Genomic DNA, 12,645 nt, shown 5'->3' on the forward strand with positions numbered 1-12,645 from the left:
CTCGTCCTTCTTCGTACACCACTCAAGATACCGCGCTGCCATGCGAAACGAAACCGTTTCGTACGTGTGGTGGGTCACGAAGGTGAAGACCTCGTAAGCAGGCGCCACGAGTTGCTGGGGCCCTTTGACCGGAAAAGCATGGGGAGGTGAGCTATCTGCGCTTTCCCCACCTCAGCGGCGACCTGCTGTGCTTCGTCGCCGAGGACGACCTCTGGCTGGCTCCCCTCGACGCCCCCGGCCGCGCCTGGCGGCTCACCGCCGACCGCACCAAGACCGGTCACCCGCGCTTCGCCCCCGACGGCCACCGCATCGCCTACACCACCTGGCACAGCCTCGTCCCCGAGATCCACCTCACCGACGTCGGCGGCGGCCCCGAGCGGCAGCTGACGTACTGGGGCAGCACCGACACCCAGGTCCGCGGCTGGACCCCGGACGGCGACATCCTGGCCGTCGCCTCCCACGGCCAGCCCTTCCCCCATTTCACCTGGGCCTACAAGGTCCCCGCCGACGGCGACCCGGGCGGCCGGCTGCCCTGGGGCCCGGTCACCGACATCCAGGTCGCCGACATCGACGGCGAACACATGACCCTCCTGCTCACCGGCACCCCGCCGCACGAACCCGCCTCCTGGAAGCGGTACCGCGGCGGCGCCACGGGCCGGCTGTGGCTGCACGGGCAGCGCCTCCTGCCCGACCTGGAGGGCCACCTCGCCTGCCCCCTGTTCGTCGCCGGCCGGATCGCCTTCCTCTCCGACCACGAGGGCGTCGGCAACCTGTACTCCTGCGCCCACGACGGCACCGACCTGCGCCGCCACACCGACCACGACGCCTTCTACGCCCGGCACGCCGCCGGCGACGGCGACCGGGTGGTCTACCAGTGCGCCGGCGACCTGTGGCTGGTGGACGACTTCTCCCCGGCCGGCACCGCGCGCCGGCTCGACGTCCGGCCCGCCGGTCCGCGTACCGGCCGCCGCCCCCACCAGGTGCCGGCCGCGCAGAACATCGACGGCGTCTCCGTGGACGACACCGGCCGGGCCAGCGCGGTCGTCGTCCGCGGCAGCCTGTACTGGCTGACCCACCGCGACGGCCCCGCCCGTACGATCACCGAGACCCCCGGCGTCCGGGTACGGCTGCCGGAGATGCTGGGCTCCACCGGACAGGTCGCCTACGTCACCGACGCGGGCGGCGAGGACGCCGTCGAGATCGCCCACCTCCCCCGCGCCACCGGCGCCCGCGCCCCCCGCCGCCCGGCCTCCGGCGACCTGGGCCGGATCCTGGAACTGGCCGCCGACCCCCAGGGCGAACGCCTCGCCGTCGCCTCCCACGACGGACGGCTGCTGCTGATCGACGTCACGGAGGACGACGGGGAAGTCGGGGAAGTCGGGGACGACGGGGCCGACGCCGACGGGGCCGACGGGGCCAGTCGGGAAGCCGGGAACGGCGGGGAAAGCCGGGCAGGCGGCGAAACCGGGGAGGCCGGCGGAGGAGAGGGGACGGAGGACGGAGCGGGAGCGGAGGCCAAGGCCGAGACGGGGACGGCGGCGGAGGCGGCAACGGGGACGGAAGCCGAGACGGGGACGGAGACGGAGGCCGGGACGGGGACGGAGGCGGAGACGGCTGCAGGAGCTGGGACGGGGGCAGGGGCCGGGACGGGGACAGGGGCGGAGACGCGGGCGGAGACGGAGGCGGAGGCAGGTGTCGTCGGGGCGCCCGGAAGGGTCACCGAGCTGGTCCGGTCCGACAACGGCCCGGTCCGGGACCTCGCCTTCTCCCCCGACGGCTCCTGGCTCGCCTGGTCCCACCCGGGCATCGGCCGCACCCTGCGCCAGATCAAGCTGGCCCGCATCAAGGACCGGCTGATCGTGGACGTGACCAACGGCCGCTTCGAGGACGAGAACCCCGTCTTCACCCGCGACGGCCGCTACCTCGCCTTCCTCTCCTGGCGCGGCTTCGACCCGGTCTACGACGTGCACACCGGCGACCTGTCCTTCCCGCTCGGCTGCCGCCCCTACCTGGTCCCGCTCTCCTCGGCCACCCCCTCCCCGTTCGCCCTCAACCCCGAGGGCCGCCCGGCCGCCGGCGGGCTCGACCCGCTGGGGGACGAGGAGAGCGGCGAGGCCGGCGCGGTGACCGTCGAGGTGGAGGGCCTGGCGAACCGGGTGACGCCGTTCCCGGTCATCGCCTCCAAGTACTCCGCGCTGCACCCGGTCGCCGGCGGCGGCCTGGTCTGGCTGCGCTGGCCGATCTCCGGCGCGCTCGGCGAGACCTTCGCCAACCCGGCCGACATCAGCGGCCGCCCCACCCTGGAGTACTTCAACCTCACCAAGGCGAAGAAGGCCGAACTGGTCGACCACCTGGACTGGTTCGCGGTGAGCGGCGACGGCACCCGGCTGGTCGTCGTGGACGAGGGCGACCTGCGCGCCGTCCCGTCGACCGAGATCGGCGACGCCGACTCGACCGTCTGGATCGACGTGCGCCGCATCCTGCACGAGGCCGACCCCGGCGCCGAGTGGCGCCAGGCGTACGACGAGGCGGGGCGGCTGATCCGCGCCTACTTCTGGGACCCGGGCATGTGCGGCATCGACTGGGACGCGGTCCTCGACCAGTACCGCCCGCTGGTCGAACGGGTCGCGTCCCCCGACGAGTTCGCCGACCTGCTCCGCGAGGTCCTCGGCGAACTGGGTACCTCCCACGCCTACGTCACCGCCGCCCGCCGCAACGAGGGCCCGCCCCACTACCAGCGCTGGCAGGGCCTGCTCGGCACCAACTTCGTCCGGCGCGACGGCCGCTGGGTGGTCAAGCGGATCCTGCCCGGCGACTCCTCCGACTCCAAGGCCCGCTCACCACTGGCCGGCACGGGCATCCGCGAGGGCGCCGTCCTCACCCACGTCGACGGCCGCCCGATCGACCCGGTCACCGGTCCCTACCCCCTGCTCGCCGGCGCGGGCGGTACGACCGTGGAGCTGACCTTCCTGCCCGGCGGGGACGGGGGCGGGCGCCCCCGACGGGTGGCCGTCGTCCCGCTCATCGACGAGCGCCCGCTGCGCTACCAGGACTGGGTGGCCAAACGCCGTGAGGTCGTCCGGGAGTTGAGCGGCGGAAGGTGCGGCTACCTGCACATCCCCGACATGGGCGGCTCCGGCTGGGCCCAGTTCAACCGCGACCTGCGCATGGAGGTGTCCCGGCCCGCGCTGATCGTGGACGTGCGCGGCAACGCGGGCGGACACATCAGCGAACTCGTCATCGAGAAGCTGACCCGGACGATCCTGGGCTGGGACCTGACCCGGAACGCGCAACCGGTGTCGTACACCTCGAACGCCCCGCGCGGCCCGGTGGTGGCCCTGGCCGACGAGGCGACCTCGTCCGACGGCGACATGATCACGGCGGCCTTCAAGCTGCTGAAGCTCGGCCCGGTCGTCGGCCAGCGCACCTGGGGCGGCGTCGTCGGCATGACCGGCCGGCACCGCCTCGGCGACGGCACCGTCATCACCGTCCCGATGAACGCGGCCTGGTTCGACGCCTACGGCTGGTCCGTGGAGAACCACGGCGTCGCCCCCGATCTCGACATCGTGCGCACCCCCCTCGACTGGGCGGAGGGCCGCCACGCCCAGCTGGCCGACGCGGTGGAACTCGCCCTGGAACTCCTGGACTCCAACCCGGCGGCGACTCCCCCCGACCTCAGCGACACCCCCGACCGGTCCCGCCCGCCCCTGCCCCCACGGGCGACGTGAGAGCACGGGGTCGGCGCAGGAAGGGCCGCGGGAACCGCGCGAAACGCAGGGCACCCCCTGAAACAGGGGGTGCCCGACGTCACACCGGCCAAAGCCGAGCGCAGCGGCTAGGCGTCGTAGTCCTGGTCGAACCGGTCCGTCACCTGCTGCTCCGTGTCCTCGATGTCACGGTGGTTCTGGCCGCTCCGCTCGGGCGGCTGCTGGCCCGGGCGGCCCGGCTGACCCTGACGGCCCTGCTGGGCGCGCTGGCCGGCCTTCTCGCGGCCCTGGTCCATCTTCTCCTTGGCCTGGCGCGACTTCTCCTGGAACTGGTCCTTCATACCCATGTGGGTTCACTCCCGTGATGAGTGCGAGTCCGGCCCCTGTGGTGGGGCCTCGACCAGATTCACACGGACGAACACGCCCTGCATGTCGATCAGTTACTGTGCGTAGTGCGCGCGGCTTCGTCAGCCGCCCCACCTGCGCCGACGAGCCCCGAGCGCATCCCCTGCAGACGCGGCGCGAACCGCCTCATCTCCCGCTGTCCGACCGTCCCGATGAGTGCGGGCAGGTACCCGCGCACCCCCTGCATGCCCCGCAGCCACCACTGCCCGTACACATGCGCCGAGCGCCGCTCGATCCCGGCGACCAGCCGGTCCACCGTCGGACCCAGCGGGTACGTCTTGTTCGCCGGCCACGTCAGCCGTTGCCGCAGCTCCCGCATGACGTCGTCCTGGTCGGCGCCGCGCACCATGTCGGTGTCGGTCCAGGACAGGTACGCCACGCCCACGCGCACGCCCTGATGGCCGACCTCGGCGCGCAGGCTGTGCGCGTACGCCTCCACGCCCGACTTGGACGCGCAGTACGCCGTCATCATCGGCGCCGGTGTGATCGCGGCGAGCGAGGCGATCTGGAGCAGATAGCCACGGCTCTCCACCAGCACCGGCAGGAAGGCGCGGGCGGTCACCGCCGAACCGATCAGGTTCACCTCGATCACCCGCCGCCAGGCCTGCGGATCGGACTCGGTGAACGGACCGCCGGTCGCCACACCGGCGTTGGCGACCACGATGTCGACCTTCCCGAACCGCGCCTTCACCTCCTCGGCGACCCGGCTCATCGCCTCGTGGTCGGTGACGTCGGCGTACCAGTGGGCGCTCTCGCTGTGCAGCCGCGAGGAGACCTCCTTGAGCGCCTCCTCCTCCAGGCCGACCAGCGCGACCTTCACGCCGCGCGCGGACAGCTTGCGCGCCAGCAGCTCACCGACCCCGCGCGCCGCCCCGGTGACGACCGCGACCTGCCCTTCGAGGCTGACCCTGCTCATGCGCCCTCCTTCATCTGCCCGACCCGCACGGCCGGTTCGGCCTGTCCGGTTGGTTCGGTTGGTTCGGTCTGTTCGGCCTGCTCGGCCTGCTCGGCCTGCTCGGCCTGCTCGGCAGGCACGCTCTGCCCGCCCTGCCTGTTCTGCACGGGGACGGACCCGGGCCCGGGAGCGGCTCCCGTCACGTACGCCCCGACGAGTTCCCGGATCCGGGCGGTCACCGGTTCGGGTGCTTCGACCGGGGTCATGTGGCCGACGCCGGGCAGCTCGGTCAGCCCGACGCAGTGCGGCAGCGCGGCCACCAGGGCCCGGGCGTGCACCAGGGGCGTGAGCCGGTCGTCCGAGCCCTGCACCACCGCGGTCGGCACGTTCAACTCCCGGACGCCGTGGTCGAGGTCGAGGGCCGAGAGGACGGCCGACCAGGCGTGGCGCACGGCGCGCGGGCACGCGTGCACGATCCGCGCGCACGCCTCCACCATGTGCGGCGCGGAACCGGCGCCCATGGTCGCGTACTTGAGGATGCTCTTCGCCACCGGGGTGACCGGCCCGAGCGGAGCGCGGGAGCCGAGGACCCGCCCGGTGATCCAGGTACGCACCCGTCCGGCGCGCAACGGCACCACGCGCGCCTCCGCGACCAGCCGTGAACTGCCCGTGCTGCACAGCAGGACGGCTGCCGCGTGCTCCTGGAAGCGAGGGCGCCCGGCCGCGGCCATGACCGTCATGCCGCCCATGGAGTGGCCGACGACCAGTGTCTTCTCCCCGGGCGCGAGCGTCCGGGCGAGCACCGCCTCCAGGTCGTCCGCCAGCGCCCGGGTCGTGCACGCGGGGCTCGCGGGACTGCGCCCGTGCCCCCTCTGGTCGTAGGCGATCACCCGGTGGTCGGTCGCCAGGTCCCGGATCTGCGCGGCCCAGAAGGCCGTCGAGCAGGTCCAGCCGTGGGCGAGGACGACCGGGGGCGCGTGCTCGGGGCCGTGCACCTCGACGTGCAGCCGAGCGCCGTCGGCCGAGACGGCGGTGAGGGTGCGGGAGGGGACGGGCGGGGCGTAGGGGCCGCTGGTGACGGAGGCGGCGGGGCTCACGCGACGGCCCCGCTCGTACGCCCGGGGACCACCGCGGGCCGGCGGATCACCTCGTACTCCGCCAGGTCCACCCGCCGGGTCGCGCGCCGGAACTCCGTCGTCGTGCCCGGCCAGATGGTGGTGTTGCGACCGCCGGCGTCCAGGTACCAGCTGGTGCAGCCGCCGGTGCTCCAGACGGTGCGCTTCATCCGCTCCTGGACCCGGTGGTTCCAGTCCTCGACGGCCGCGGGCCGGGCATCGAGGGCCGCGCCGCCGCCGAGGACGTCCAATTGCCGCAGGTAATCGGCCATGTAGTTCAGCTGCGACTCGATCATGAGGATCATCGAGGAGTTCCCGAGACCGGTGTTGGGCCCGATGATCGTCATCCAGTTCGGGAACCCGGCCGCCGCGGCGCCGCGCAGCGCCCGCATGCCGTTCTTCCAGGACTCGGCGAGCGTGATGCCCTCCGCCCCGACCACCCGCTCGGCGATGGGCATGTCCGTGACGTGGAAGCCCGTACCGAAGATGATCGCGTCGACCTCGGCCTCGGTGCCGTCGGCCGCCACCACGGTCGACCCCCGCACCTCGCTCAGCCCGCCGGCCACGACGTCCACATTCGGCCTGGCCAGCGCCGGGTAGTAGGTGCTGGACAGCAGGATGCGCTTGCAGCCGATGCGGTAGTCCGGGGTGAGCTTGGCGCGCAGCGCGGGATCCTTCACGGCCCGGGCCATGTTCCGCTTGGCGAGCTGCTCGACCAGGCCGAGTTCGTCCGGGCGCTTGGTGAACGCCTGCACCTGCAGTTCCCTGATGCCCCACAGCAGTCCGCGCCGGGCCTGGGCGGTGACGGGCAGCCGCCGGTGCAGCCAGCGTTCGGCGCCGCTGATCGCGCGGTCCACGCGGGGCAGCACCCAGGGCGGGGTGCGCTGGAACAGGGTGAGCCTGCCGACCTGCGGCTGGATGGCCGGCACGATCTGGATCGCGGAGGCGCCGGTGCCGACCATGGCGACCCGTTTGCCGCGCAGGTCGTAGTCGTGGTCCCAGCGCGCGGAGTGGAACACCTTGCCCGGGAACGACGCCAGGCCCGGGATCTCGGGGATCTTCGGGTCGGACAGCGGCCCGGTGGCCGAGATGACGACATCGGCCGACAGCGTTCCGCGCGTGGTCTCGATGTTCCACCGCAGGTCGGTGTCATCCCAGGTCATCAGCTTGACCTCGGAGTCCAGGCGGAGGTGCGGGCGCAGCCCGAACAGGTCGGTGACGTGTTCCAGGTAGGCGCGGATGTGCCGCTGCCCGGAGAAGGTGCGCGGCCAGTCGGGGTTGGGCGCGAAGGAGAAGGAGTACAGGTGCGAGGGCACGTCGCAGGCGCACCCGGGGTAGCTGTTGTCCCGCCAGGTGCCGCCGACGCTGTCGGCCCGCTCCAGGACGACGAAGTCGGTGATCCCCTCCCGGCGCAGCCGCACGGCGGCCCCCAGACCGCCGAACCCGGATCCGATCACCGCCACCCGTACATGCTCGTGCTCGGCCATCCCGGAGCCTCCACGCATCACCTAGGACTCTGCCAGTGATTACTGGCGCAATGGGACTGTAGAGCAGCTCCGTACCGAGCGGTAGGGGGCGGGGGAAAGAAAGTTACCCCCGGTACGCCATAGGCTGCGGGCGTGGCAGAGGACGCAGAATCCCAGGAAGGCCCGCGCCAGTACCGCATGGAGGAACTGGCCCGGCTGGCCGGCATCACCGTGCGCACCCTGCGCTTCTACCGCGAGCGCAAGCTGCTCCCGCCACCCCGCCGCGAGGGCCGCATCGCCTGGTACGACGACCACCACCTGGCCCGACTGCGCACCATCGCCGCCCTGCTGGAGCGCGGTCACACCCTGAACGGCATAGCGGAACTCGCCGAGGCGCTCGACCAGGGCCGGGACGTCGCCGACCTGCTCGGCGTCGGCACCCCCACCGAGGAGGAACCGGTCCGCCTCACCCCCGAGGAACTCGCCGCCCGCTTCGAGGGCGAGGTCACCCCCGAGAACCTCGCCGCCGCCATGGAGCTGGGCTACCTCGGCACCGACGGCGACGAGATCGTCCACATCAGCCGGCGCCTGCTGGACGTCTCCTCCGCCCTGGTCCGCGAGGGCATCCCGCTCGCCGAGGTGCTGACGGCGGGCGCCCGCGTCCGCGAGCACGCCGACGCCCTGGCCGACCTCTTCACCACCCTGATCCTCCGCCACGCCCCCGAGGAGGATCTGCGCCGCCTGCGCCCCCTGGCCCGCAGCGTCGTGGAAGCGGAACTCTCCCTGGCCCTGGACCGCCGCCTGAACAAACGGGACTAGACGGCCCGAGCGGGACCGGGACGGGCGAGCGGGACCGGGGCGGCCGGAGTGGGCTACAGGTCGTAGACGACGGTCACCGGCGCGTGGTCCGACCAGCGCTCGGCATGCGTGGCCGCACGCTCGACGTACCCCTTGACCGCCTTCCCGGCGAGCCCGGCGGTGGCCACCTGGTAGTCGATGCGCCAGCCCGAATCGTTGTCGAACGCCCGCCCCCGGTACGACCACCAGGTGTACGGGCCCTCCGCGCCGGGGTGGAGGGCGCGGACGACGTCGACGTAGCCGCCGTCCTCGGCGGCGAAGACGCGGTCGAGCCAGCCGCGCTCCTCGGGCAGGAAGCCGGAGTTCTTGGTGTTGCCGCGCCAGTTCTTGAGGTCGGCCTGCCGGTGGGCGATGTTCCAGTCGCCGCACACGAGCACCTCGCGCCCGTCGGCGGCGGCCCGCTCCCGCAGGTCCTTCAGGTGGGCGAGGAACTCGCCCATGAAACGGATCTTCTCGTCCTGCCGCTCGGTGCCGACCTCGCCGGAGGGCAGGTAGAGGGAGGCGACGGTCACGCCGGGCAGGTCGGCCTCGACATAGCGGCCGCTGCCGTCGAACTCCGGCGAGCCGAATCCGACGCGGACGCGGTCGGGCTCGCGGCGCGTGTAGAGGGAGACGCCCGCGCGGCCCTTGGCGGCGGCCGGCGCGTGCAGGACGTGCCAGCCGTCGGGCTGCCGGACCTGCTCGGGCAGCTGGTGCGGCTCGGCACGCACCTCCTGCAGGCAGACGACGTCCGCCGTGGTCCCGGCCAGCCACTCCACGAAGCCCTTCTTCGCGGCGGCCCGCAGTCCGTTCACGTTCACCGAGGTCACAGTCAGCACCCCGGCACGATACCGGCACACTGGTCGGGGTCCGCAAAATCCAGGACCCCCCGCCACCTGCATAGAAGTACGATGCCCAGCATGAATATTCGCCGCGTTCGCTTCGACCACCCCGACGCCCTGAAGCTCAACGACGAGGTCCAGGCCGAGTACCACGTGCGCTACGGCGACGGGGGTGACGCCACCGTGCTCGACGCCGCCGACTTCGACCCGCCCCGGGGGGCGTACCTGATCGCGTACGACGCGCAGGACCGCCCCGTGGCCTCCGGCGGCTGGCGCAGCCAGGACCGCAACGAGGAGGGCAACGAGGACGGCGACGCCGAACTGAAGCGGATGTTCGTCATCGAGGAGATGCGCGGCCGGGGCCTGGCCCGCCGCATCCTCGCGGCCCTGGAGGAGGACGCGCGCATGGCCGGCCGCGTCCGCATGGTCCTGGAGACGGGCACCAAGCAGCCGGAGGCCATAGCCCTGTACACCTCCAGCGGCTACACGCCGTGCACGAAGTTCGGCTACTACCGCCACCACGAGGAGAGCCTCTGCTACGCCAAGCGGCTGTAGACAGCAAGAAGCCCCGGTCGGCTTTCACCGACCGGGGCTCCTGTGTGCGTGGACCTTATCCGTGCTTACTCGAACCGCTCGGACCTCCTAGAAGTGCTGGTCAGCGCATCGAGCAACCTGGGTCAGGCACGAGCAGCCGAAGCGGTCGGCATCCCGCAGCGTGTCAGCGTCCAGTCTGACGCTCGTCCCGAGAGTGCCTGGCGCGTCACTGACCGCCTGGACGACGAAGCCATAGCGGAGCTGGTGCGCGCGTTCCGTGAGGACGGCACGTCGAAGCAACAGCTTGCCGAGCGACACGGCATCTCTGAGAGCAGCGTCAAGCGCATCTTGCGCAAGCACCGGAGCACCACAATCGCGTAGCGGCACCACCGTCACCCCTTGTCTGGCCATGCGAGCCGTGACCGGACAAGGGGTGAGGCATGTTCGCCTCACCCCTCCTAGCAACCGAAAGGAGGGTATCCATGCTTTTAGAAGCACTACAGCCGAGCATCCTCGGCACGCTGCGACGGGTCTACTTCCGTGCGCAGGCTCCTCGACCAACCGAGGATGATGCAGCGCGCTTGCTGACCGTTCGCGAAGCGGCAGAGCTGTTGCGAGTCAACAAGACCACGCTCTACACCCACTTCATCCATACGCGGCGGCTGGCCACCATACAGATTGGTCGGCGTCGGCTCGTACCCCTGTCAGCGGTGCGTGACCTCATAGAGAGCCTGCGGGCCGAGGGCGCACGATGACGCACCGCTCGAACGGCGAAGGCACGTACTACCAACGCAAAGACGGTCGTTGGGAGGGTGCCGCGTACTTCGAGACTGTCAGCGGTCAGCGCAAGCGGCTGCGCGTCTACGGCAATACAAAAACCGAGGCACGGCAGAAACTCGCAGAGAAACAAGCTGACGCGCAAAACGGTGCGCTCCTCGCAGACAAATCTTGGCGACTCGAAGAGTACCTGGACTACTGGCTTGAGAAGATCGTCAAGAATAATCGACGTCCAGCCACCTATGCTCAATGCGAAGGTACTGCACGCCTCTACCTAAAGCCGGGCCTTGGCAAATACAAACTGACTGCTTTGACGGTGCCTCTCGTGCAGAGCTTCTTAGACGAGAAGCTAGCTAAACACTCAGTTGAAGGCGTCATAGTCATACGCAAAGTTCTGAGTGCGGCTCTCACATCAGCGATGCGTGAAGAGCACCTACAACGCAACGTCGCGCGGTTGACTCAGCTACCCACGTCAGAGGCAAAAGAGGTGGAGCCCTGGACGATAGACGAAGCCCGACGCTTTCTCGAAGTAGCCGGAACGCATCCGCTCTACCCGGCTTTCCTGCTACTCCTGTTCTACGGACTACGTGAAGGCGAGGTTCTAGGGCTGCAATGGCGAGACTTTGACTTCGAGCATAACGAGCTCAACATCCGCCACCAAATACAGCGAGGCTACAGCGGAACACTGGAGCTATCGCCTTTAAAGACAAAGCGAAGCAAACGCCCGCTCCCGTTATTGAACTTCGTCCGTTCCTCACTGCTCATCCATCGACGCGCGCAACAGCAAGAACAGATCGCAAATCCTTCATGGGGTACTGACGCGCGCGTTTCGGGGCTCGCATTCCCCAACGAACTAGGTGGCCCGATGGAAGCATCACGGATACGCCATGCATTCTATAAGGTCTGCGATGAGCACGAGATACGGCGCATACGGGTGCACGACACTCGCCACGGTGTAGCAACCTTGCTTGCCGAGTTTGGTGCGCCAATCAAAGAGGTGCAACTTATCCTTGGTCACGCCAACGCCACGACCACTCAAAGGGTGTACACGCATGGCTCGGCAAAGGCTAGCCGTGAATGGCTGGAAGTCCTTGAGGCAGCACTCACCGCCAAACAAAAAGACGACCGCACACAAGGCGATCGTCTGAGCGATGACGGTGGTAGCCGTCAATTTAGCCGTCAAGTGGCTCTGCTCGGAGCAACTTTTACAACATCTAACTTTGGTGGAGCTACAGGGACTCGAACCCTGGACCTCTTCCATGCCATGGCGCACAGCACCACTTTGATTGATCGAGCGACCGAAGTAAACAAGGCCATGACTAGCTACCGACGTAGCTGGTTGGTGGGTGTCGTTGCCGTCAATTTAGCCGTCAAAACCAGCACTAAAGACAAGGAGGATACTTATGACCAAGCAGCCTAATCACACACTACGAATCGGCTCACTCTGCACCGGCTACGGTGGGCTCGATATGGCCATTCAGAAAGTCTTTGGCGGTACTCTCGCATGGGTAGCCGACAATGACCGCCATATAGCCAAGCTCTTATCCCTGCGTCACCCGAGGACACCGAACCTCGGAGACATCAGCCGTATCAGGTGGCACGAGGTGGAACCCGTAGACCTCATGTGTGCGGGCTTCCCGTGCCAAGACATCAGTTTCGCCGGTCGTGGGGCCGGCATTGTGCATTGTGCAGGGGTCGCGTAGTGGACTCTGGCTTACCATCGCAAAAGGCATTCGCGTACTACAACCCAAGCTCATCGTCCTGGAGAACGTCAGCGCACTCCGCAGACGTGGGCTCAACCGAGTACTTGGCGACTTGGCCGGCCTCGGGTATGACGCGCGCTGGACGAGCCTTCGCGCTTCCGACGTTGGAGCAGCACACCGACGAGAGCGCGTGTTTATCCTCGCTTACAACAAAGCGGGCCGAAGCCTCCTCGCTGCTACCGACTCCCAACACGGGCGACATGAAAAGCAGTCAGTCTGTGGAAAAACGCAAGGCAAAGCGTCATCAAGTCAGGCTCGGGGACTTGTTAGTAACTGCCCCCCCCCCCCCCCCCCCCCCCCCCCC

The 12,645-nt window shown here is 69.6% G+C and carries 13 protein-coding genes; 8 read left to right on the top strand and 5 right to left on the bottom strand.

What is annotated here, in order from left to right; translation table 11 throughout:
• The first annotated feature begins 146 nt into the window (after positions 1 to 146).
• Entirely contained in the window at positions 147 to 3,728 is a 3,582-nt protein-coding gene (locus IE312_RS19345; RefSeq protein ID WP_189983425.1) for a S41 family peptidase, read from the top strand.
• A gap of 107 nt (positions 3,729 to 3,835) precedes the next feature.
• Here IE312_RS19345 and IE312_RS19350 read toward each other — a convergent pair whose 3' ends face one another.
• The 4 genes from IE312_RS19350 to IE312_RS19365 form a co-directional block, all read right to left on the bottom strand.
• Positions 3,836 to 4,054 carry a hypothetical protein gene (locus IE312_RS19350; RefSeq protein WP_189983428.1) on the bottom strand — a complete coding sequence of 73 codons (219 nt, stop codon included), beginning with the start codon at positions 4,052 to 4,054 and terminating at the stop codon, positions 3,836 to 3,838.
• A gap of 89 nt (positions 4,055 to 4,143) precedes the next feature.
• Complete coding sequence (locus tag IE312_RS19355; protein ID WP_189983430.1) at positions 4,144 to 5,028, bottom strand: SDR family oxidoreductase; 885 nt, start codon at positions 5,026 to 5,028, stop codon at positions 4,144 to 4,146.
• A complete protein-coding gene (locus IE312_RS19360) occupies positions 5,025 to 6,104 on the bottom strand; it encodes an alpha/beta fold hydrolase (protein ID WP_189983432.1) in 1,080 nt (359 codons plus the stop codon). Before IE312_RS19360 ends, IE312_RS19355 begins: the two co-directional genes overlap by 4 nt.
• Positions 6,101 to 7,609 carry a flavin-containing monooxygenase gene (locus tag IE312_RS19365; RefSeq protein WP_189983444.1) on the bottom strand — a complete coding sequence of 503 codons (1,509 nt, stop codon included), beginning with the start codon at positions 7,607 to 7,609 and terminating at the stop codon, positions 6,101 to 6,103. The genes IE312_RS19360 and IE312_RS19365 overlap by 4 nt, the downstream gene beginning before the upstream one ends.
• A gap of 177 nt (positions 7,610 to 7,786) precedes the next feature.
• On the opposite strand from IE312_RS19365, the gene IE312_RS19370 reads away from it, so the two are divergent.
• Positions 7,787 to 8,407 carry a MerR family transcriptional regulator gene (locus IE312_RS19370; protein WP_189983577.1) on the top strand — a complete coding sequence of 207 codons (621 nt, stop codon included), beginning with the start codon at positions 7,787 to 7,789 and terminating at the stop codon, positions 8,405 to 8,407.
• Positions 8,408 to 8,460: 53 nt separating this feature from the next.
• On the opposite strand, the gene IE312_RS19375 is transcribed toward IE312_RS19370, so the two are convergent.
• Positions 8,461 to 9,264 carry an exodeoxyribonuclease III gene (locus IE312_RS19375; RefSeq protein ID WP_189983446.1) on the bottom strand — a complete coding sequence of 268 codons (804 nt, stop codon included), beginning with the start codon at positions 9,262 to 9,264 and terminating at the stop codon, positions 8,461 to 8,463.
• An 81-nt stretch (positions 9,265 to 9,345) separates the two neighbouring features.
• Between IE312_RS19375 and IE312_RS19380 the strand changes: the two genes are divergently transcribed.
• From IE312_RS19380 to IE312_RS44160, 6 genes are all read left to right on the top strand, one after another.
• A complete protein-coding gene (locus IE312_RS19380) occupies positions 9,346 to 9,822 on the top strand; it encodes a GNAT family N-acetyltransferase (RefSeq protein ID WP_189983448.1) in 477 nt (158 codons plus the stop codon).
• A 48-nt stretch (positions 9,823 to 9,870) separates the two neighbouring features.
• Entirely contained in the window at positions 9,871 to 10,182 is a 312-nt protein-coding gene (locus IE312_RS19385; protein ID WP_189983450.1) for a helix-turn-helix domain-containing protein, read from the top strand.
• A 101-nt stretch (positions 10,183 to 10,283) separates the two neighbouring features.
• Positions 10,284 to 10,556 carry a helix-turn-helix domain-containing protein gene (locus IE312_RS19390; RefSeq protein ID WP_189983452.1) on the top strand — a complete coding sequence of 91 codons (273 nt, stop codon included), beginning with the start codon at positions 10,284 to 10,286 and terminating at the stop codon, positions 10,554 to 10,556.
• Positions 10,553 to 11,998, top strand: a complete 1,446-nt coding sequence (locus tag IE312_RS19395) for a tyrosine-type recombinase/integrase (protein ID WP_189983454.1) — start codon at positions 10,553 to 10,555, stop codon at positions 11,996 to 11,998. The genes IE312_RS19390 and IE312_RS19395 overlap by 4 nt, the downstream gene beginning before the upstream one ends.
• Positions 11,999 to 12,047: 49 nt before the next feature.
• On the top strand, positions 12,048 to 12,281 hold the full coding sequence (locus IE312_RS44150; RefSeq protein WP_368860017.1) for a DNA cytosine methyltransferase: 234 nt from the start codon (positions 12,048 to 12,050) through the stop codon (positions 12,279 to 12,281).
• Positions 12,265 to 12,645 (top strand): DNA cytosine methyltransferase (locus IE312_RS44160; RefSeq protein WP_368860018.1); only part of this gene is annotated, 381 nt, incomplete at its 3' end. The genes IE312_RS44150 and IE312_RS44160, both read left to right, overlap by 17 nt.

This window comes from Streptomyces capoamus (assembly GCF_014654935.1).
In the GTDB taxonomy this organism is placed as follows: domain Bacteria; phylum Actinomycetota; class Actinomycetes; order Streptomycetales; family Streptomycetaceae; genus Streptomyces; species Streptomyces capoamus.